Annotated in this window: 21 protein-coding genes and 1 tRNA gene; 8 read left to right on the top strand and 14 right to left on the bottom strand. The window is 62.3% G+C overall.

The window, feature by feature from the left end:
• Positions 1-81: 81 nt before the first annotated feature.
• The 11 genes from GLX_RS03490 to GLX_RS03440 form a co-directional block, all read right to left on the bottom strand.
• The gene (locus GLX_RS03490; protein ID WP_014104649.1) at positions 82-501 is read right to left on the bottom strand and encodes a secondary thiamine-phosphate synthase enzyme YjbQ; all 420 of its coding nucleotides are present in this window, start codon (positions 499-501) and stop codon (positions 82-84) included.
• 19 nt (positions 502-520) lie between these two features.
• Positions 521-1,516, bottom strand: coding sequence for a tryptophan--tRNA ligase (gene trpS, locus GLX_RS03485; RefSeq protein WP_014104648.1), 996 nt, complete (start codon positions 1,514-1,516; stop codon positions 521-523).
• Positions 1,517-1,564: 48 nt separating this feature from the next.
• Entirely contained in the window at positions 1,565-2,053 is a 489-nt protein-coding gene (locus GLX_RS03480; RefSeq protein ID WP_014104647.1) for a c-type cytochrome, read from the bottom strand.
• A gap of 77 nt (positions 2,054-2,130) precedes the next feature.
• Positions 2,131-2,625: an FKBP-type peptidyl-prolyl cis-trans isomerase gene (locus tag GLX_RS03475; RefSeq protein ID WP_041247147.1), complete on the bottom strand. Its 495-nt coding sequence runs from the start codon at positions 2,623-2,625 to the stop codon at positions 2,131-2,133.
• A 49-nt stretch (positions 2,626-2,674) separates the two neighbouring features.
• Complete coding sequence (locus tag GLX_RS03470) at positions 2,675-3,904, bottom strand: argininosuccinate synthase (RefSeq protein WP_014104645.1); 1,230 nt, start codon at positions 3,902-3,904, stop codon at positions 2,675-2,677.
• 115 nt (positions 3,905-4,019) lie between these two features.
• Positions 4,020-5,258 (bottom strand): 23S rRNA (adenine(2503)-C(2))-methyltransferase RlmN, encoded by a 1,239-nt coding sequence (gene rlmN / locus GLX_RS03465; RefSeq protein ID WP_014104644.1) that lies wholly within the window; start codon positions 5,256-5,258, stop codon positions 4,020-4,022.
• A 109-nt stretch (positions 5,259-5,367) separates the two neighbouring features.
• On the bottom strand, positions 5,368-6,111 hold the full coding sequence (locus GLX_RS03460) for a TlyA family RNA methyltransferase (RefSeq protein WP_014104643.1): 744 nt from the start codon (positions 6,109-6,111) through the stop codon (positions 5,368-5,370).
• A gap of 24 nt (positions 6,112-6,135) precedes the next feature.
• The gene (gene dxs / locus GLX_RS03455) at positions 6,136-8,127 is read right to left on the bottom strand and encodes a 1-deoxy-D-xylulose-5-phosphate synthase (RefSeq protein ID WP_014104642.1); all 1,992 of its coding nucleotides are present in this window, start codon (positions 8,125-8,127) and stop codon (positions 6,136-6,138) included.
• Positions 8,128-8,132: 5 nt separating this feature from the next.
• The gene (locus GLX_RS03450; protein WP_014104641.1) at positions 8,133-9,020 is read right to left on the bottom strand and encodes a polyprenyl synthetase family protein; all 888 of its coding nucleotides are present in this window, start codon (positions 9,018-9,020) and stop codon (positions 8,133-8,135) included.
• 56 nt (positions 9,021-9,076) lie between these two features.
• Entirely contained in the window at positions 9,077-9,307 is a 231-nt protein-coding gene (locus GLX_RS03445) for an exodeoxyribonuclease VII small subunit (protein WP_014104640.1), read from the bottom strand.
• 101 nt (positions 9,308-9,408) lie between these two features.
• Complete coding sequence (locus tag GLX_RS03440; RefSeq protein WP_041247146.1) at positions 9,409-9,675, bottom strand: sulfurtransferase TusA family protein; 267 nt, start codon at positions 9,673-9,675, stop codon at positions 9,409-9,411.
• Positions 9,676-9,798: 123 nt separating this feature from the next.
• On the opposite strand from GLX_RS03440, the gene GLX_RS03435 reads away from it, so the two are divergent.
• On the top strand, positions 9,799-10,707 hold the full coding sequence (locus GLX_RS03435) for an ROK family protein (protein ID WP_041247145.1): 909 nt from the start codon (positions 9,799-9,801) through the stop codon (positions 10,705-10,707).
• A 27-nt stretch (positions 10,708-10,734) separates the two neighbouring features.
• On the opposite strand, the gene GLX_RS03430 is transcribed toward GLX_RS03435, so the two are convergent.
• Both GLX_RS03430 and GLX_RS03425 read right to left on the bottom strand, forming a co-directional pair.
• Positions 10,735-11,499 carry an RlmE family RNA methyltransferase gene (locus GLX_RS03430; RefSeq protein ID WP_014104637.1) on the bottom strand — a complete coding sequence of 255 codons (765 nt, stop codon included), beginning with the start codon at positions 11,497-11,499 and terminating at the stop codon, positions 10,735-10,737.
• Positions 11,500-11,511: 12 nt separating this feature from the next.
• Positions 11,512-12,636, bottom strand: coding sequence for a Ppx/GppA phosphatase family protein (locus GLX_RS03425; RefSeq protein WP_014104636.1), 1,125 nt, complete (start codon positions 12,634-12,636; stop codon positions 11,512-11,514).
• 173 nt (positions 12,637-12,809) lie between these two features.
• On the opposite strand from GLX_RS03425, the gene GLX_RS03420 reads away from it, so the two are divergent.
• Positions 12,810-12,883: transfer RNA gene (locus GLX_RS03420), tRNA-Gln, on the top strand.
• A gap of 673 nt (positions 12,884-13,556) precedes the next feature.
• Entirely contained in the window at positions 13,557-13,703 is a 147-nt protein-coding gene (locus GLX_RS18390; protein WP_158309219.1) for a hypothetical protein, read from the top strand.
• A gap of 360 nt (positions 13,704-14,063) precedes the next feature.
• Here the strand turns inward: GLX_RS18390 and GLX_RS03415 are convergent, their stop codons facing one another.
• Positions 14,064-14,792, bottom strand: coding sequence for an SDR family NAD(P)-dependent oxidoreductase (locus GLX_RS03415; protein ID WP_014104635.1), 729 nt, complete (start codon positions 14,790-14,792; stop codon positions 14,064-14,066).
• Positions 14,793-15,016: 224 nt separating this feature from the next.
• Between GLX_RS03415 and rpmI the strand changes: the two genes are divergently transcribed.
• From rpmI to pstS, 5 genes are all read left to right on the top strand, one after another.
• Positions 15,017-15,220: a 50S ribosomal protein L35 gene (rpmI, locus tag GLX_RS03410; RefSeq protein WP_007400447.1), complete on the top strand. Its 204-nt coding sequence runs from the start codon at positions 15,017-15,019 to the stop codon at positions 15,218-15,220.
• A 14-nt stretch (positions 15,221-15,234) separates the two neighbouring features.
• Positions 15,235-15,591, top strand: a complete 357-nt coding sequence (gene rplT / locus GLX_RS03405) for a 50S ribosomal protein L20 (protein ID WP_014104634.1) — start codon at positions 15,235-15,237, stop codon at positions 15,589-15,591.
• A gap of 188 nt (positions 15,592-15,779) precedes the next feature.
• Positions 15,780-16,850: a phenylalanine--tRNA ligase subunit alpha gene (pheS, locus tag GLX_RS03400; protein ID WP_041247144.1), complete on the top strand. Its 1,071-nt coding sequence runs from the start codon at positions 15,780-15,782 to the stop codon at positions 16,848-16,850.
• Positions 16,851-16,853: 3 nt separating this feature from the next.
• Positions 16,854-19,316 (top strand): phenylalanine--tRNA ligase subunit beta, encoded by a 2,463-nt coding sequence (gene pheT, locus GLX_RS03395; RefSeq protein ID WP_014104632.1) that lies wholly within the window; start codon positions 16,854-16,856, stop codon positions 19,314-19,316.
• Positions 19,297-20,346 (top strand): phosphate ABC transporter substrate-binding protein PstS, encoded by a 1,050-nt coding sequence (pstS, locus tag GLX_RS03390; protein ID WP_041247143.1) that lies wholly within the window; start codon positions 19,297-19,299, stop codon positions 20,344-20,346. The genes pheT and pstS overlap by 20 nt, the downstream gene beginning before the upstream one ends.
• Positions 20,347-20,510: the final 164 nt, after the last annotated feature.

Below are 20,510 nucleotides of genomic sequence, written 5' to 3'. Positions count from 1 at the left end.
CGTTTTTAAAAGCTTCAGAAAATGCAGCTTGTTTGAAAAAAGGCAGCACCCCAAAAACTTTCCTCGCTTTTTATCAGTCGGTCAGGTGCCGATAAGATGCAGCACAATCTCGCGCCGGTGGGGGCGGGCGCGGTGTTCAAACAGGTAAAGCCCCTGCCACATACCCAGTACCGGACGCCCGTCTGCTACCGGGATTGAAAGCTGGGTATTGGTGAGCATGGTACGCAGGTGGGCGGGCATGTCATCCGGGCCTTCATCTTCATGGATGTAGCGGCCAGGCTGCTCGGGTACCAGCGTTTCAAAATAGCGTTCTATGTCGGCCCGCACTGTGGGGTCGGCATTTTCCTGTACGGTCAGGGATGCGGAGGTGTGGCGGCACCATAGGGTCAGCAGGCCGGTTTCGATCCCGCTCTGCGCTACCCAGTCCAGTACCGGCCGGTCGATCGGTACCAGCCCCTTGCCCCGGGTACTGACATGAAGACTGTGCAGTTCCTGGCGCATGAGGCTGGTCCTTTCAGGGTTATTTCAGGAATCCGATCAGGGATTCCGCTTCCGATACAATAGGCTCGGCAATGGCGCGGGCGCGGTTCGCACCGGCGCGCAGCGTGTCACACAGGAAACCGGGCTCACGCAGCAGGCGCCCGGTCTCGGCGGCAATCGGGGCGACAGCGCCCACCAGCACCTCTGTCAGTGCCTCCTTGAACGGGCCGAAACCCTGCCCGCCAAACTCTGCCAGTACATCGGCCACACTCTTGCCTGATAGCGTGGCATATATGGTTACAAGGTTGCGGGCCTCGGGCCGATTTTCAAGCCCTGCCTCTTCGGAAGGCAGGGGTTCGGAATCGGTCTTGGCACGCTTGATCTTGTTCGCAATGGTGTCGGCATCATCCGTCATCTCAATCCGGCTTTGGGCAGAGGGATCGGATTTGGACATCTTCTTGCTGCCATCGCGCAGGCTCATGATGCGCGCGCCCTGTGGCGGGATGAGAGGCTGGACCTGCGGGAAGAACGCGATCCCGTAATCATGGTTGAATTTCTGGGCGATGTCATTGGTCAGTTCAAGATGCTGCTTCTGGTCATCGCCCACCGGCACGACGGTGGCCTTGTAGGCCATGATGTCGGCTGCCATCAGGTCGGGATAGACATACAGGCCGGCGGAGTGCTTTTCGCGGTCCTTGCCCGCCTTGTCCTTGAACTGTGTCATGCGGTTGAGCCAGCCGATACGGGCAACACAGTTGAAGATCCATCCCAGCCGCGCATGGGCGCTCACGGCGGACTGGTTGAACAGGATATGCTGCTCCGCATCAATGCCCGATGCCAGCAGTACGGCGGTCTGCGCCAAAGTCTGCTGGCGCAGGGTGGCAGGTTCCTGCCATGTGGTGATGGCGTGCATGTCCACCAGGCAGAAGATACAGTCATGATCACGCTGCAGCGCGACCCAGTTGCGTATTGCACCCAGGTAGTTGCCAAGCTGCGGGATACCGGTCGGCTGGATGCCGGAAAACAGGCGTTGCATAAAGGTATTGTCCGTTTCTTTGCCCCGGCAGGTCAAGCCGCCGGGCGGTCAGGGCAGGGGGTGGAGCGCATCAAGGCGGCGGCGTTCTTCCGCCACCATGGAGGTCGTCATCGGGTGGGCGCGTTCGGCCGCGACATCCGCTGCACTGAACACCGGGACGGGTTGCGTATCGCCCCGCGTGGCCAGATAGCTCAGGATGGAGGCGATTTCCTCATCCGACAGGTGGGTGCGGAAGGGCGGCATGGAAAAATTGTAGTGCACGCCATCAATGTCCAGCGGGCCGTTCAGTCCGTTGAGCAGCACATGCATCAGGTATTGCTTGCCTTCGGTTGTGGCCGCAATCCGGTCCACCCGGCCCGATATGGGGGGGATCTCGCCCTTCATGCCTTCGCCGCCATGGTGGCAGATGCCGCAATTGGTGCGGTAGCGTGCATAGCCATGTTGCCCGTAGCGCGTGCAGCCAGCCAGCAGGACCACGGTGCTGGTCATGCAGGCCAGACGCAGTGCGGACGCCATGCGCCCGGTCACAATCTTCATGTCCGTTTTTCGTTTTTCATATGCCTGAATGGTAAAAAAGCCATTCACCCGGCAGATGAATGGCTTTTTTCCAGGTTCTAGTGGCCGCTGGGGGAAACACCCAGCAACTGTATCTTGAAAATGAGCGGGCTGTCGGGCTGGATGATACCCATGGATTTGTGCCCGTAACCCAGTTCGGGCGGTACGTACAGCATCCAGGTATCGCCTACATGCATCTTGGGCAGGGCTTCCTGCCAGCCCTTGATCACCATTTCCAGCGGCATCTGCATATACGCGCCGTGACCATGCTGCTCGGAACTGTCAAAGATGCCGCCATCGGGCAGGCGACCTTCATAGATTACCATCACGCTGTCATTGATGGTGGGCTGCGCGCCATCCTTGGGGCCGGATTTCAGCACCTTGTAGGCCAGCCCGTCGGGCAGCGTCTGGACACCGGGCTGCTTGCGCACGTTGTCCATGAACTGTGCCGGGGTCAGTTCCGGCTGGTCATCCTTGTTGCCCCCGCATGCTGCCAGTGGCAGCGCTACCGCAACTGCGGCAAGAAGGGGAATGACACGGGAAAAGCGTTTCATGACACCTCGGCAGATTGTTGGCAAAGCATGAAGGGGCATGGGCGTAAGATCAGAGCGCGCCGCCGCGTCGGCCGATCTTGGCCCCCAGCCGCAGGCGCAGCGCGTTAAGGTTGATGAAGCCCTGCGCATCGGCCTGGTTGTAGGCTCCCTCGTCATCCTCGAAGGTTACGACACGGGTATCATACAGGCTATGGGGGCTTTCACGGCCAACGCAGATCACGTTGCCCTTGTACAGCTTCAGCCGCACGCGACCGGTCACCGAATGCTGGCTCTGGTCGATCAGGGCCTGCAGCATGCGGCGCTCGGGCGAGAACCACAGGCCATTATAGATGATCTCGGCATAGCGTGGCATCAGGCTGTCCTTGAGGTGCATGGCCTCGCGGTCAAGGGTGATGCTTTCGATGCTGCGATGCGCGGTCAGCAGGATCGTGCCGCCCGGTGTCTCGTAAATGCCGCGTGACTTCATGCCCACAAAGCGGTTTTCCACCAGGTCAAGACGACCGATACCGTTGTCACGGCCCAGTTCGTTCAGGCGCGTCAGCAGCGTTGCAGGTGACATGGTCACGCCATTGATCGCAACCGGGTCGCCCGAGACGAAATCGATGGTGATTTCGGTGGCCTTGTCCGGTGCGGCTTCGGGGGAAATGGTGCGCTGGAACACGATTTCCTCGGGGCCAACTGCCGGATCTTCCAGCAGTTTGCCTTCAGAAGAGGAGTGCAGCAGGTTCGCATCGACCGAGAACGGCGCTTCCCCGCGCTTGTCCTTCGCGATGGGGATCTGGTGTTCCTCGGCAAAGGCCAGCAGTCGGGTGCGCGATGTCAGGTCCCATTCGCGCCAGGGCGCGATGACCGTGATGTCGGGCTTGAGCGCATAATAGGCCAGTTCAAAACGGACCTGGTCATTGCCCTTGCCGGTTGCGCCATGGGCTACCGCGTCGGCGCCGACCTGTTCGGCAATCTCGATCTGGCGCTGGGCGATCAGCGGGCGGGCAATGGATGTACCCAGCAGGTACTGCCCCTCATACAGCGCGTTGGCGCGGAACATGGGGAAGACGAAGTCCTTGACGAAGGTTTCGCGCAGGTCCTCGACAAAGATTTCCTTCACGCCAAACATCTCGGCCTTGCGGCGGGCGGGTTCCAGTTCCTCGCCTTGGCCCAGATCAGCCGTGAACGTCACGACCTCGCAGTTGTAGGTGGTCTGCAACCAGCGCAGAATCACGGAAGTATCAAGACCGCCCGAATAGGCGAGAACGACCTTTTTGACATCCCTGGCGGCCATGGGAGAACGCTCCTGTCCACAAAACTTTTAACACGACTTTGCCGGGTAAACCGGCGGCCTGTCCTCCTAGCACCCCACGGCGCGGGCGACCAGAAGTGAAGGGCGGATTTTTAGGTTATTGCGCGGCATCAGTCCCGTCATCGGGGCGGGCCACGCGGCGCAGGCGCTGGCTCTCGGTGCGCAGTTGCCCGCAGGCGGCTAGGATATCGCGGCCGCGCGGCATGCGGATGGGGGAAGCAAAGCCCGCATCCATCACGATATTCGCAAATTTTTCAAGCTGTTCGCGCGTCGATGGTCGGTAACTGCTGCCCGGCCACGGGTTGAACGGGATCAGGTTGACCTTGGCCGGTATGCCCGAGATCAGGCGTACCAGTTCGCGCGCATCGGCCTCGCTATCGTTAATGCCGCGCAGCATGATGTATTCAAACGTGATACGACGTGCATTGCTGGCGGCGGGGTAGCGGCGGCAGGCAGCGATGACTTCCTTGATGGGATATTTGCGGTTGAGCGGTACGATCTCGTCACGCAGGTCATCACGCACGGCATGTAGCGACACGGCCAGATTGATGCCAAGTTCCGCCCCGCACTGGTCCATCATCGGCACCACGCCCGATGTGGACAGCGTGATGCGCCTGCGCGAAAGCCCGATGCCTTCGCCATCCATGATGATCCGCATGGCCTTGGCCACGTTGTCATAATTGTACAGCGGCTCCCCCATGCCCATCAGCACGATGGTGGACAGCAGGCGCGGCGTATCGCCCTTGGGGCTGGGCCATTCGCCATAGCTGTCGCGGGCTGCCATGAACTGGCCCACGATCTCGGCAGCCCCAAGGTTACGCACCAGCGCCTGCGTGCCGGTATGGCAGAAGGTGCATGACAGCGTGCATCCTACTTGCGATGAAATGCATACCGCTCCCCGGTCTTCCTGTCGGTCGGGGATGTACACGGTCTCGGCTTCCTGCCCGTCACGGAAACGGAAGAGGAATTTGCGCGTGGAATCCTGCGATGTCTGTTCGGTCACCACACCAGGGCGGCCCACAACGAAACGCTCGGCCAGCTTTTCCTGCAGCGGGCGGGCGATCGAACTCATGCGCGAGAAATCGGTGGCGCCCTGATGGTAGATCCAGTGCCATAGCTGCTTGGTGCGGAAAGGCTTTTCGCCAATCTCGACCATGATGTCCGTCAGTTCCTCGCGCGATAGGCCCACTAGGTCACGCCTGCCATCGGGCATTGCCGCCGTGGGCGGGGCGAACTGGGCGGACTTGGCACGGATGCGCGCGCGTTCCTCGTCATTCAGGAGGGAGGCCGCCGTCCCGTCACGTGAGCGGGTCGGGGTGGGGGCTACGGAGGACATACCGGTGCTGCCTGTGTTCTACATGTCATTAAATAAAAGGGGAGGGAGCGTTTCCAGCTACTCCACTGTGCCTGTGTATCACAGCGCAGGCAGGCGATGCGACCGCCGATTACCCGTTCTTGCGGGCGGCGATCAGGAATTCCCGGTTGCCTTCCGGCCCGGTGATGGGGCTGGGGTCGATGCCCAGTACGGTCCATCCCGGCAGGTCTGACCACCACTGGCGGATCATCTGGCATACGGTCTCATGCACCGCCGGGTCGCGTACCACGCCTTTGGCGCCCACGGCCTCACGCCCGGCCTCGAACTGCGGCTTGATAAGCGCAATGGCCCATGCGCCCGGCATGCACAGTTCCAGCCCGGCGGGCAGGACAGTACGCAGGCCGATGAAACTGGCATCACACACCAGCGCGCCGATCGGGTCGGGGATGATGGTGGTATCCAGTGCGCGGGCATTGCATTTTTCCAGCACCACCACCTGTTCGGTATTGCTGCGCAGCTTCCATGCAAGCTGGCCATGGCCTACATCCACCGCATAAACCTTCGCGGCCCCTTCATGCAGCAGCACGTCGGTGAACCCACCGGTGGAGGCACCCACATCAAGGCAGGTCAGGCCTGCGGGCGAGAGACAGAAATGGTCCAGCCCATGCGCCAGCTTTATCCCCCCGCGGGAGACCCACGGATGGTCCTGCCCCTTGAGTGTCAGGGGTGTGTCCTCGGGTATCTGCTCGCCTGCCTTGGCTATGCGCCGGTCAGGGGTATGGACCAGACCGGCCATGATGAGCGCCTGCGCCCGGGTGCGGGTTTCCACCAGCCCCCGGTCCACCAGCATCTGGTCAACGCGACGTTTTGCCATGAACGGTTCTGATCCCGTACGGGCTCAGGCCATCTGCCGCGATTGCGGCAGGCCAAGGGCGGACAGCGCCGTATCTACAATGGCCGCCGCATCCAGCCCTGCCTCGATATACTGGGCATCCTGGGTGTTATGGTCGATGAAGCGGTCGGGCAGTGTCATGGGGCGGAAGCGCACGCGGTCCAGCAGGCCGGTTTTGGCCAGATGGGTCATGACAAAGCTTGCAAACCCGCCAACCGACCCTTCCTCGATGGTGATCAGCACGGCATGGTTGCGCGCCAGCTGTTCGACCAGTGCGGTGTCGATCGGCTTGGCGAAGCGGGCGTCGGCCACGGTGGGGGACAGGCCGTGGGCGGCCAGCATGTCGGCGGCTTTCAGCGCATGTTCCAGCCTGGGACCAAGCGAGAGGATGGCAATGCCACCCTGTTCCGGCCCGGACTGGCGCGCCATCTCGCGCACGATTCGTCCGCGCCCGATCTCCAGCACCTCGCCCGCTGCCGGCAGCGCCAGCCCCAGCCCGGCGCCACGCGGGTAACGCAGGCCGATCGGGCCTTCGTCAAACGCGATGGCGGTGGCGGTCATGTGCATCAGTTCCACCTCGGTGCTCGGCGCCATCAGCGTGATGCCGGGCAGGCAGCCAAGGTAGGCGATATCGAAGGAACCCGCATGCGTTGCGCCATCGGCCCCCACCAGGCCCGCGCGGTCGATGGCGAAGCGCACCGGCAGTTTCTGCAGCACCACGTCATGCATCACCTGATCATAGGCGCGCTGGAGGAAGGAGGAATAGATGGCGCAGAACGGGCGCAGCCCCTCGGTCGCCATACCGGCGGCAAAGGTCACGGCGTGCTGTTCGGCAATGCCCACATCAAAAAAGCGATCGGGATAGGCTTTGGCGAACTTGTCCAGCCCCGTGCCCGACGGCATGGCGGCGGTGATCGTGACGATCCTGTCGTCCGTCGCGGCCTGGCGCACCAGTTCCTTGGCAAAGACCGAGGTGTAGCTGGGCGGGCCGGACGGACCCTTCTTCTGCTCACCGGTCACGACATTGAATTTGGAGACGGCGTGATACTTGTCACCTGCCGACTCGGCCGGGGTGTAGCCATGGCCTTTTTCGGTAATCACATGCAGCAGCACGGGGCCGACATCCTCGGCATCGCGCAGGTTGCGCAGGATGTGGACCAGCTGGTTCATGTCGTGGCCGTCAACGGGGCCGACATAATAGAAGCCCAGTTCCTCGAACAGCGTGCCGCCGGTCATGATGCCGCGTGCGTATTCATCCGCCTTCTTCGCCGTGCGTTCCAGCCGGCCGGGCAGGCGCTTGGCCATCTTGGCGGCGAGTTCGCGCAAGGAAAGGAACTTGCGCGAGGACATGAGCCGCGAAAGGTAGTTCGACATCGCGCCCACCGGGGGGGCGATCGACATTTCGTTGTCGTTGAGCACCACGATCAGGCGCTCGGCCCCCGGACCGCAATGCGACGCGTTGTTCATCGCCTCATACGCCATGCCTGCCGAGATCGAGCCATCGCCGATCACGGCAATCACATTGCGTTCGCGGTAGGCGGGGTCTTCTTCCGCGCGCAGGTGATGGGCCACGGCCATGCCGAGACCGGCGGAAATGGAGGTCGAGGAATGGGCCGCGCCAAACGGGTCGTATTCGCTCTCGCTACGGCGGGTGAAGCCCGAAAGGCCGCCCGGCTGGCGCAGGGTACGGATGCGCTCGCGCCGCCCGGTCAGGATCTTGTGCGGATAGGCCTGGTGGCCCACATCCCAGATCACCCGGTCATCGGGCGTGTCGAACACGGCATGGAGCGCGACCGTCAGTTCCACCACGCCCAGCGACGCGCCAAGATGCCCGCCGGTGGTGGAGACGGCATCAATCGTCTCGGCGCGCAGTTCGTCCGCCAGCTGCTTCAGCTGCTCCACCGAAAGGTTGCGCATGTCATGGGGGGCCCGGACCCGGTCAAGCTGCGGGTAGCGACCAAGGGTGGGAATCGCGTTGGGCGTCTTGCTGTCGGTCATGTCACTCAGTTCCTGCGCTCGACCACGTAGTGGACCAGATCGCGCAGGCGATCAGCCTCGGGGCCAAAGATGTCGATATGGGATAAAGCCTGTTCCGCTACGCGGCGGGCCTCCTTCGCGGCCCCTTCCACGCCCAGCAGGGCGACATAGGTGGACTTGCCCGCCGCTTCGTCCTTGCCTGCCGTCTTACCCAGTTCCTCGGCGCTGGCTGTCGCGTCCAGCACGTCATCGGCAATCTGGAACGCCGCGCCCAGGTCGCGGCCATAGGCGGATATACGGCTGCGTACATCCTCGCTGGCCTGACCGAGGATCGCGCCAGCCTCGGCCGAATAGCGGATCAGGCAGCCGGTTTTCAGCGCATGCAGGCGCGCGACTTCTTCGAGCGACAGCGCGCGGCCTTCGCCTTCCATGTCAATCATCTGGCCACCGACCATGCCCGCAGCCCCCGAGGCATCAGCCAGCGCGCGGACAAGGTTGATGCGCACCTCCGCGCTGCCATGTGTCAGCGGGTTGGCGAGGATGTCGAATGACATGGTCTGAAGCGCGTCACCAGCGAGAATGGCGGTTGCTTCGTCGAATTTTTTATGGGTGGAAGGCTGGCCACGGCGCAGGTCATCATCATCCATGGCAGGCAGGTCGTCATGCACCAGCGAATAGGCATGCAGCATCTCGACGGATGCCGCGACACGGTCCGCCCCACCAGCAGCCACCTTGAACAGGCTGGCGACTTCGGCCACCAGATAGCCGCGCAGGCGCTTGCCGCCACCCAGCGTTGCATAGCGCATGGCGTCGATCAGTCGGGCCTCGCCCCCTTCAACGCGGGGTATAAGGCGGTCGATCATGCCTTCGATGGCCTTGGCGCGCGCAGACATGGATGCACGCAGACGGGCCATGCGATCCGCACTGTCGGTTCGGGACGAGGGGGCTGTTGTTTGGCTCATCTGGTGCATCAATCCATTGGTTTTGCATCCAGCGCGCCATCGGCACGCTGGACAATCGCCTGGACGCGGGCCTCGGCCTCGTCCAGTTTTTTCTGGCAGTACTGTCGCAGGGCGGCGCCACGCTCATAGGACGTGATGGCATCTTCCAGCCTGAGTTGGCCAACCTCGAGCTGGCGCACGATGGTCTCCAGTTCGGCCAGTGCGTCCTCGAACGAAAGGTGGGTCAGGTCCTGGGTCATATGTACGTGGCATTTCCTGAAAATGACTTGGTTGGCGCAGGGCTTACATCCATGTGGGGCATCCTGCCAAGGGTACAACGTGTTTTGCGCGGTTCTGGCACTTATGCGGGCATGGACACCGTGGCGGGACCGGCTGCCGCATCCGGCCTGCGCCGGATGACGAAGGAGAGCGTGCCGCCTTCCTCCCCGAATGCAATCAGCGCATGGCCGGTCTCGCGGCAGAATGCCTGAAAATCCGCGACTGATGCGCGGTCGGTTGCAATCACGCGCAGCCGTGCGCCGGGCTGCAGGCCGCGCAGCATGCGGTTGGCCTTGAGCACGGGCAGGGGGCAGCTCAGTCCGCGGGCGTCCAGCACTATCTCGCTCATGGGAGCCATGTCTCCGTGGTGGGGGCAATCATGCCCGTGCATACTAGGGTTTGATGTTCCATACAGGTATGACCATAAAAGAAAACGCGCCGTTGATAAAACATGATGAAAGAAAGACTCTGCATGGGCTCCTATCGCATTGGAATTGATTTTGGTGGCACCAAGATCGAAATAGCCGCCCTTGCCATGGATGGAGCCGAGCGTGTGCGCCGGCGCATTACCAATCCTGGCAATTATCCCGCCGCCATTCAGGCCATGTGCGAACTGATCCATGGAGTGGACAGGGAACTGGGTGGAACGGGCACGGTGGGAATCGGCATTCCCGGTTCAATCAGCCCCGATACGGGCGTGATCAAGAATGCCAATGCTACATGGCTCAACAACCAGCCGCTGGTTCGTGACATGACGGCAGCCCTTGGCCGTGAGGTGCGCATCGAGAATGACGCGAACTGCTTTGCCCTGTCCGAGGCGATCGACGGCGCGGGTGCGGGGCATCATAGCGTGTTTGGCGTGATTATCGGCACGGGCATGGGGGCTGGAATCGTGATCGACAGGAAGCTGCTGATCGGCCGTAACCATATTGCAGGGGAGTGGGGGCATGTGCCGCTGCCGTGGCCACGGCTTGAAGAATTCCCGATGCCCAAGTGCTTCTGCGGCAATGAAGGGTGCATGGAACGCTTCCTGAGCGGTTCGGCGCTGGCGCAGGACTGGAAAGGGCCAGGTCACCGCAGTGCCGCCCATATCGAGCAGGAAGCCGAAGCGGGCGACCTGACCGCGATTGGCGCGCTGGACCGTTACATGGATCGCATGGCCCGCGCCTGTGCCATGGCCATCAACTTTATGGATCCCGACGTGATCGTGCTGGGGGGCGGCGTGTCCAACCTTGAATCGATTTATGAGCGCGTGCCCCGCCTGATGCGCCGTTACGCCATTACCCCCAACTGCACCACGCCGATCGTGCGCAACCGCCATGGTGACAGTTCTGGTGTGCGTGGTGCAGCGTGGCTGTGGGACGACCATCACGCGGCCTGATCCCATCAGGCATGATCGTGGCCCGGATCAGTCCTGTATTGCGTCCAGGCCACGAAAGCCGGTTGCCACCACGTAAAGCTCGCTCGATTCCTTGCGGCTGGCTGGTGGCTTGGCGTGGCGGACCTGCGTGAACAGGCGCTTGAGTTCCGCCAGCATCTGTTTTTCCGAACCGCCCTGGAACACCTTGGCCACGAATGCCCCATCTTGGGCAAGGATGCGTGTGGCGAAATCCAGCGCCAGTTCCGCCAGCCCGATAATGCGCAGGTGATCGGTCGGTGCATGGCCCGTGGTGTTGGGTGCCATATCCGACATGACCAGGTCGGCCTTGCCGCCCAGCAGGTCAGTCAGGCGGCCGGGCATGGCAGGGTCATTGAAATCACCCTCGATCACCGTGGCACCCGGCACTGGGTCAACCGGCAGCAGGTCAACGCCCACCACTTCGGCAGCGCCACGCTTGACCGCAACCTGCGTCCACCCGCCAGGTGCGGCCCCCAGGTCGACCACGCGCGTGCCGGGCTGGATAAGGTGGAAGCGGTCATCAAGCTCGATCAGCTTGAAGGCGGCGCGTGAGCGCCAGCCCTGCTTCTGGGCTGCCTGCACATAGGGATCATTGAGTTGGCGCTGCAGCCAGCGATGCTGGGCGGTGGTGCGGCCGCGCGCTTTCTTTACGGTTACGGTCTTGGTCCGGTTGGTCTGCGCGGCCCGTCCATCGGTGCTGCTGTCGCCTGTGCCGGGGGTCAGACTGCTGGTGCGGGCCTTGCCCGGTACGCGGGTGGAAGAACGCTGTTTCATGACGGGACGCGGTCAGGTACTGACCCGGTGCTCCATATGATGATGCAGGGAAAGGGAAAAGGGCAGGGGGGCGAGGCCGCCGTGCTGCCTGCGGTCCCCGATCATGCGTAAAAGCAGCCCGTCACGCAATCCCCTGTCCGCCACCGTAACATTCGCCATGGGCCATGTAGTGGCAATGGCCTCGAATATGGCGCAACCGGGCAGCAGGTAGCGCGCCCGGTCCGGGCCGATAACGGGGTTGCGCACAAGTCCGGCCATGCCCCCGCGGCGCAGGTTGCCGATCATGTCCAGCGCCTGCGGTATGGACAGGCTGGAGCCGTCAATCCCCGCGCGTTCGTAGCGCCCCTGTCCCTGTGCCAGGCTGGCCAGTGTCGTGACCGTACCGCTGGTGCCCAGCAGCATGACATTACCCCGCGCAATCTCGCGGGTGATGCAGTGCACATCATCAAAGCCGCGCAGCACGCTGCCGATTTCCTCTACCGCCGTATGGTAGCCGGCATCCGTAAAGATATTGCTGCCGTAGCGTTCGCCCAGCGTCATGATGCCCACCGGCAGGCTGACATAGCCCGACAGGTCATGGCGGCGGGCATTGCGGTCGATTCGTGCCCATGCAATTTCGGTCGATCCGCCGCCGATATCGAACAGCAGGTCCCGCCCTGTAGTGCCGCCGTGGCCGTGCAGCAGCGAATTGCAGGCCGCCAGCGCCAGTTCGGCTTCCTCCCGCGCGGAAATGACGGATATGTTCAGCCCCGTCTCGTGCATGACGCGGGCAATGAAATCCATGCCGTTGGCCGCCCTGCGGCAGGCCTCGGTCGCGATGGCGCGGTGGCTGTGCAGTTCGTACAGTCCCATGCGGGCAACACAGGCGCGCAGTGCCGTGATGGTGCGCTCCATGGCGGCTTCGGCCAGCTTGCCGGAATGGTGCAGCCCTTCGCCAAGACGCACGGCACGGCTGAAGCTGTCGATCACGCGCAGGCCACTCTCCCCCGCGCGGGCCACCAGCAGGCGGCAGTTATGGGTGCCCAGGTCAATAGCGGCATAGAGTGGCACGCGCGCCCTGTGCCGGTTCGTGACAGGTGCGAACGAGGGAAGTGTTTCCTGCTGATGTCTTGCGGCGTTGAGCCTGTGCTGGACCATTGTTCATCCAATACCCGTTAACGGCCAAGGTATTACCTATTGTGTTGAGTGTTCTGCATAAAACGCAAGCCAAAAGAGAAAGTTTGTGAAAAAGCCATTGCAGGGGTTGCGTCCCCCGCGGCAGGCGGCTATATGCCACATCACCGCAGCGCATCGCGCCGCTTTCTCCTTGCTGGGGGATAGTTTAGCGGTAGAACTACCGGCTCTGACCCGGTCAGCCCTGGTTCGAATCCAGGTCCCCCAGCCACTTTATCCCTAAATTATTGATTGAATTGTCTCGCTGGTCAGGTTTCTGTGCAAGATATTTGCATAAGGCACTGCACAGGCGGGCTTTTGCATGTCCATTCTGATGGTGGGGTCGTGGCCAAACTCTGCCATCCCGATACCGGACAGTATCAGGACATGATGGAGGGGTGTGCACTCATGCGGTCATGAAAAGGGCGGTCGGATGGGATGTCGGGCCGGTCATGGTTCGTGCTGGCTCTGTGTTACATGGCAGCATGGTTTACCGCTGATCTGCATTTCGGTCATGAAAGCATTAATCTGGTAATGTAACCGCCCGTTTGCGAGTGTGGCGGAAATGGATGCTATTCTGGCCTTTTCAGTTGGAATGCCCGCATGTCAGGCAGCGGGAGCAGGGCATCCTGCACGCTGCCGTGGCGCCCATTCTTGGGGGCTTGTCCACTTGATCAAGGATGATTCACGCATTGGCCACGCCTGTCATGACCAGACATTCCACGATGGCGCAGAGTTCGGCATCGCCAAAGATATGGTGAGTGCCGGTCAGGGATAGTGAATTCGGACATGACGCTCACATTGATGGTCATGACCGCGTAACCCGGCGTCTGGTAGTGAAGTCGGGTGGCGGTGGATTTGCTCGAACCCGGTACCCCACCAATAGCGCAGGTTGTGCGCCATCCGTGATGTCTCATTCCAGTCGTTTCAGGTCGGCCATGCGCCGTGGCCTCGATGGTGTGGCGGCCCTGTTCGACTGGATGGATGTGGGCGCGGATGTCCTTGGACATATGCAGGAGGAGGGTGGCTCCAGCCTGCGCACGGACGCATAAGGGTCCGGCATGCTGCTGCGCTTGTGTTCGGGCAGCCTGTAATGTTCCGGGAATACGTTAACCCGAACGAAGTCGTCGCGCGGAGGCGATTCTCCGATTTCTTCATCTTCTTAATCGAAATAAGTATCCTCATCATCAAAGATGACGGGTTCATATGCCTGAAGCAGTGCCTTCAAATCTTCCAGCTCTGGCATCTGCTACCTTATGCCTTATACGGTTCATGTTCTGGGGATTTGGACTAAACGGTCGTGTGAGCAGGTTCAGGTGCGTCATGCCGCCTTTGTGGTTGAGTGGACAGTCTTCTCAAGCATGATCTGCCATTGTTGCGCGGGTAGCGTGCCGCCACCCGCGCGCCAGGCATCAGGCTGCAAGGCCACCATCGGTGGTCAGTGCCGACCCGGTGATGAAGCTGGCCTGTGGGCTGGCCAGGAATGACACCACGGATGCGATGTCGCTCACCTTGCCGTATTCCTTGTGGCACATGAAGCTGCGTAGCATGTCGGCGGCAGCGCCGGTGGCGGGGTTCATGTCGGTATCGATCGGGCCGGGCTGGACCACGTTGATGGTGATGCCGCGCGGGCCAAGGTCACGTGCTGCACCCCGTGCAAAGCCGTTGAGCGCCGATTTGGACGCCGAATACAGTGAAATGCCGGGAAAGGGGGAGCGGTCTGCAAAGGTCGATCCGATCAGGATGATGCGCCCCCCCTGCGTCATGTGGCGCGTGGCCTCGATGGTTTCGATCATGACGGCGCGCACGTTCAGGCCCAGCACCGCATCGACCTGCGTGTCCGTCATCTCGGTCACGTCGCCATAGGGATAGATGCCGGCGTTGCAGACCAGGGCGTCGATGCGCCCCATCCCGGCCACCACGCGCTGGATGGCGGCACGGTTGCCGCTGCCTTCGCCATCACAGCGGATGGCCATGGCCCGGCGGCCCAGTGCCTTGACCTCATCAACCGTTTTCTGTGCCGCCTGTTCGTTGCGGGCATAGGAAATGGCGATGTCGTAGCCATCCTGAGCCAGTGATTTCGCAATGGCGGCGCCAATGCCGCGGCTACCGCCGGTAACGTAGGCTACGCGTTGTGTCATTGTATTCTCTCCTGTTTTCAACCTGCCTTTCCCCCTATAGCAGCACGCCGGTGGGGGAAAGCGCATGCATGCGTGCGAAGGGACTTGATCGCAGGGTGCGGGTTGTCTATAGCCTGCCTGTTCGCGCGTCCGGGCCTGTAGGGCATGCCCGGCCGCAATGGAGTGTTTACGTCTGCCCCAAACGGCAGGCAGAAACACGGGCACCAGATATTCAGGAGAAGAAAATGCCCAAGATGAAGACCAAGTCATCGGTCAAGAAGCGGTTCAAGATCACCGCCACTGGCAAGGTGCTGGCAGGTCCCGGCAACAAGCGCCACGGCCTGATCAACCGCTCGCAGAAGATGAAGCGCACGAACCGTGGTTCGCAGGTGCTGACGGAAATGGACGGTCGCACTGTAAAACAGTGGGCCCCCTACGGTCTGGCATAAGGAGCACCTGAGATATGGCACGTGTGAAACGCGGCGTAACGACGCTTGCCCGCCACAAGAAAGTTCTCGCAGCCTCCAAGGGTTTCCGGGGCCGTTCCTCCACCAACTACCGCATTGCGCTGGAACGTCTGGAAAAGTCGCTTCAGTATGCCTACCGTGACCGCCGGAACAAGAAGCGCGAATTCCGCGCCCTGTGGATCCAGCGTATCAACGCGGCAGTGCGTGAACATGGCCTGACCTACAGCCGTTTCATCAACGGTCTGGACAAGGCTGGCATCGAGATCGACCGCAAGGTCCTCGCCGCCATTGCCTATGACGATGCAGCAACCTTTGCTGAAATCGTGAAGAAGGCGCAGGCCGCTCTGGCCTGACCCCTGTCCCGCGCCCGCGTGGCGACAGGTCCACGAAACGGGTCGTCCCTTCGGGCGGCCCGTTTTGTTTTTAATGCAATGCCCGTGCCGCACCGATTGCCGGTGGCGGCCACTATTCCATGCGCCGGGTCTGGCCCGCCGGTAGATACCTCTTGCCAGCCGCCCGACGTGAGCCTGTGCGAGGTGCTATGAGTGACGATCTCGAAACCCTGAGGGAACAGACAGTTCAGGCACTCGCTGCCGCGACCGACCAGCGCGCGTGGGATGCAGTGCGCGTGGGCACGCTGGGTAAGTCGGGCAGTCTGACCGCACTCCTCAAGCAGCTTGGCCGCATGACGCCAGATGAGCGGCGTACGCGGGGCGCGGCGCTGAACCGCCTGCGTGACGAGTTGACCCGCCTGATCGAGGCGCGTGGACAGGAACTTGAGGCGGCTGCCCTGAACGCCCGTCTGACAGCCGAGCGCGTGGACGTGACACTGCCCTGTGCGCCGGAAGCGGATGGCGCCCTGCACCCCATTACCCGTACGATCGAGGAAATGGCCGCCATTTTCGGTGCAATGGGGTTTCAGATCGCCGAAGGCCCGGATATCGAGAGCGACTGGCACAACTTCTCGGCCCTGAATACGCCCGCGCACCATCCCGCCCGCACGGATCAGGACACGTTCTACCTGCCGGCCGAGGCCGAGGGCCAGCCCGAACGCGTGTTGCGCACCCAGACATCGGGTGTGCAGATCCGCACCATGCTGGGGCATGAGCCGCCCATCCGCATCATCGCCCCCGGCCGTACCTATCGCGCCGACCATGATGCCACCCATTCGCCCATGTTCCATCAGTGCGAGGGACTGGTGATCGAGAAGGGCATTACGCTGGGCCACCTGAAGGGGTGCCTGTCGGACTTCCTGCGCGCTTTTTTCCAGATGCCGGACCTGCCGGTGCGCTTCCGCGCATCCTATTTTCCCTTTACCGAGCCATCCATGGAAATTGATATCGGCTGGTCGCGCAGGACCGGGCAGATCGGCGCGGGCGATGACTGGCTGGAAGTGCTGGGTGCCGGCATGGTTCACCCCCGTGTGCTGGCCAATTGCGGCCTGGATGCGCGGGAATGGCAGGGCTTTGCCTTTGGCATGGGGATCGAGCGCCTGACCATGCTGCGCCACGGTATTCCCGACCTGCGGTCGTTTTATGAAAGCGATGTCCGCTGGCTGCGCCATTACGGCACAAATCCCCTGTCTCCCGCCCTGTTGCACGAAGGTCTGTGATCGATGAAGTTCTCCCTGTCATGGCTGCGCGCGCATCTCGAAACCACGGCGACGGTGGAAGAAATCTGCGCCACACTGAACACCATCGGGCTGGAAGTCGAGGGCGTTGAAGACCCCGGCGCATCCCTTGCATCCTTCCGCACAGCCCGCATCATCGAAGCGGTCCAGCACCCCAATGCCGACCGCCTGCGCGTATGCCAGGTCGATGCGGGTGAGGGGTTCGAGCGTGTGCAGGTCGTGTGCGGCGCACCCAACGCGCGTGCGGGCCTGCATGTGATCTTTGCCCCGCCCGGCACCTATATTCCCGCCAGTGGCATCACCATCAAGGCTGGCAAGCTGCGTGGCGAGGCCAGTGGCGGCATGCTGTGCTCGCTGCGTGAACTGGGACTGGGCGAGGAAAGTGAAGGCATTGCCGAACTGCCCGAAGGCACCGCGCCAGGCCAGTCCTATCCCCTGTTTGCCAAACTGGATGACCCGGTCATCGATATTGCAATCACCCCCAACCGTGGCGACGCGCTGGCGGTGCGGGGTGTGGCGCGTGACCTTGCGGCGGCGGGGCTTGGCAAGCTCAGGCCGTGGCGAGCGGAAACGGTGGAAGGGCATTTTGACACCCCCATCAACTGGCGCATCACCTTCCCTGAAGCCTGCCCGTGGGTGCTGGGGCGTGTCATTCGTGGCGTGAAGAACGGCCCCAGCCCGGAATGGCTGAAGCAGAGGCTGGAATCCGTGGGCATGCGCCCGGTTTCGGCCCTGGTGGACATCACCAATTTCTTTGCCTTCGATCTTGGCCGTCCGCTGCACGTGTTCGACGTGGGCAAACTGATGGGTTCGGAACTGACCATCTGCCGCGGGGCGGGCGAGACCTTTACCGCTCTGGATGGTAGCGAGCACGTCATGACGCCCGATGACTGCGTGATTGCCGACGGGCGCGGCGTGCAGTCGCTGGCTGGTATCATGGGCGGGGCGGAAAGCGGTGTCAGCGATGACACCACGGATGTATTCGTGGAATGCGCGCTGTTCGATCCGGTGATCATTGCCCTGTCGGGGCGGCGGCACAACCTGCATTCCGATGCCCGCCAGCGCTTCGAGCGCGGTGTGGATCAGGCCCTGCCGCCTGCGGCGCTGGAAGCCGCTACGCGCATGATCCTTGACCTGTGTGGCGGGGAAGCGGGCAGCGTGGTTTCCGCCGGGGCTGAACCGGCATGGCAGCGGCAGGCGCATCTGGAATTCGCCCGTCTGGAAACGCTGGGCGGACTGGTGGAAGAACCCGACCATGCCGTGCACCTGCTGGAAGGTCTGGGTTTCAAGATACGCGAGTGCGATGCGCGGCATGTTGTGGTGGATGTGCCCTCATGGCGCAATGACATTGCAACGCCCATGCTGCTGGACCAGAAGCCTGATCTGCCAGCCGCCCGCGCGCAGGCCGCAGCCGAAGGGGCGGTGGCGATTGATCCCGAAGTGGACCTGATCGAGGAAGTGCTGCGCCTACGGGGGCTGGACAGCGTGCCTGCGGTGTCCTTGCCGGTAAGTAATGCCGTGCCGGTGCCAGCCTTCACTCTGCGGCAGAGCCGTGTCGCCAGCCTGCGCCGCCAGCTTGCCGCGCGTGGGCTACTGGAAACGGTAGGCTTTTCGTTTGTAGCACAGGAGCAGGCTGCCGAATTTGGTGAAACGCCCACGGACCTGCACCTGCTCAATCCCATTGCGGCTGACCTGGACCAGATGCGGCCTACGCCGCTGGTCAATCTGCTGGCAGCGGTAAAGAGCAACGCGGCGCGTGGCTATCCCGATCTTGGCCTGTTTGAAGTCGGGCCCGGTTTTGGCCCCGATGGGCAGAAGCTGGTGGCCGCCGGGATACGCAGTGGCCATTCGCCGCGCATGCCGGGGCAGTCTGCCCATCCGGTTGACCTGTGGCAGGTCAAGGCCGATGCGCTGGCAGGACTGGCCGCCATGGGGGCTGCGATGGAGGGGCTGGGCATTACCACGGATGCCCCGTCCTATTACCATCCCGGCCGCTCTGGCGTGATCCGGCAGGGGCCGAAGCTGGTGCTGGGTCATTTTGGCCAGTTGCATCCCGCCCTGTTGGCCGCGCGCGGCATTGATGTGTCGGTGTGTGCATTCACGTTGTATCCTGACATGGTGCCCGAACCCAAGCGCAAGCGCAGGGGGCCGCCGGCACTTTCCACGTTCCAGCCACTGCGGCGTGATTTCGCCTTTGTGGTGGAAGCGGACGTTCCGGCAGAAAAGTTGTTGCGCGCCGTGAAGGGGGCCGAGCGCAACCTGATTGTCGCGGTCAGCCTGTTTGATGCTTATGAAGGCGACAAGATCCCGGCGGGCCACAAGTCGCTGGGTGTGGAGATAACCCTTCAGCCAATGGACAGGACCCTGACCGATGCGGAAATCGAAGCTGTCTGTGAACGGGTGCTCGCAGCGGCGCAGAAAAGCTGCAATGCCGCCCTGCGTAACTAACCGCCCCGCCACCCGCCTGCGGGTATGGCGTGGCATGAGCGGTGTGCTGGCGATGCTGCTGGGCACGGCGGGTCTGCCGTCGCTGGCCCATGCCACCGAAATTACGGGGGCAGGGTCCAGCTTTGGCGCGCCGATCTATGGGGCGTGGGGGGCGGCGGTTGCGCATGCGACGGATATCCGCCTGAATTACCAGACCATAGGCTCTGGCGCCGGACAGAACCAGGTCAAGGCCCGCACGGTTGATTTTGGGGCATCGGATGCTCCGATGGGTGCGGCCCAACTGGCGCAGAACAACCTGCTCCAGTTCCCTACCGTGCTGGGTGCCATTGTGGTGGTGGTAAACCTGCCGGGTGTGGATGCGGCCCATCTGTGCCTGACGGGTGAACTGCTGGCACGGCTGTATTCCGGTGACATCACGATGTGGAATGACCCCGCCATCATGGCCGAAAACCCCGGCATGGACCTGCCTGCCATACCGGTCGCCCCCGTACGGCGTGCGGATGGCTCCGGCACCACGTTCGTGTTTACCTCCTATCTTGCCCGCGTCTGGCCACGATGGGCAAAGGAGCAGGGTAGTGGCACCTCCATCGAATGGCCGGTGGGCGAAGGCGCACGGGGCAATGATGGCATTGCTGCCGCCGTACGTAATACCGAAGGCAGCATAGGCTATGTGGAATATGCCTATGCGGCAGGTAACCACATGCCAGTCGTCGAACTACGCAACCGCCATGGGGACCGGGTCATGGCCGACCAGGACAGTTTCAGCCGGGCCGTAGCGACGGCCCGCTGGGCGCAGGATGCAACCCACGCTGCCGATGTGCTTGATGGTGATGGTGCCGGTGCATGGCCGATCATGGCCGCCACCTACGCCCTGCTGCCGCAGGACAGGGCCGACACGCCGCAGGGCCATGCCGTGCGGGCCTTCTTTGACTGGAGCATGCGCAATGGGGGAGAAGCAGCGCTTTCCCTGCATTACGTGCTGTTGCCTGATGACATCCGTGCAACCATACGCGACATGCTGGCGCATTAATGGGACACGGAAAGTAATAAAAGTTTCTTGATGCCGTCTTTCTTCAAAAAGACAGCGTTCCATGGAGCTTTCTGAAACAAGCTTCACCAGAAACTTTTCTATGTTTTGCAGGTATGCGGTTCAGCCAGTATTTGCGCTTGCCGCACCGACACGATAAGCCGGTC

The organism is Komagataeibacter medellinensis NBRC 3288 (assembly GCF_000182745.2).
Classification (GTDB): domain Bacteria; phylum Pseudomonadota; class Alphaproteobacteria; order Acetobacterales; family Acetobacteraceae; genus Komagataeibacter; species Komagataeibacter medellinensis.
This window is presented reverse-complemented; position numbering and strand designations above follow the sequence as displayed.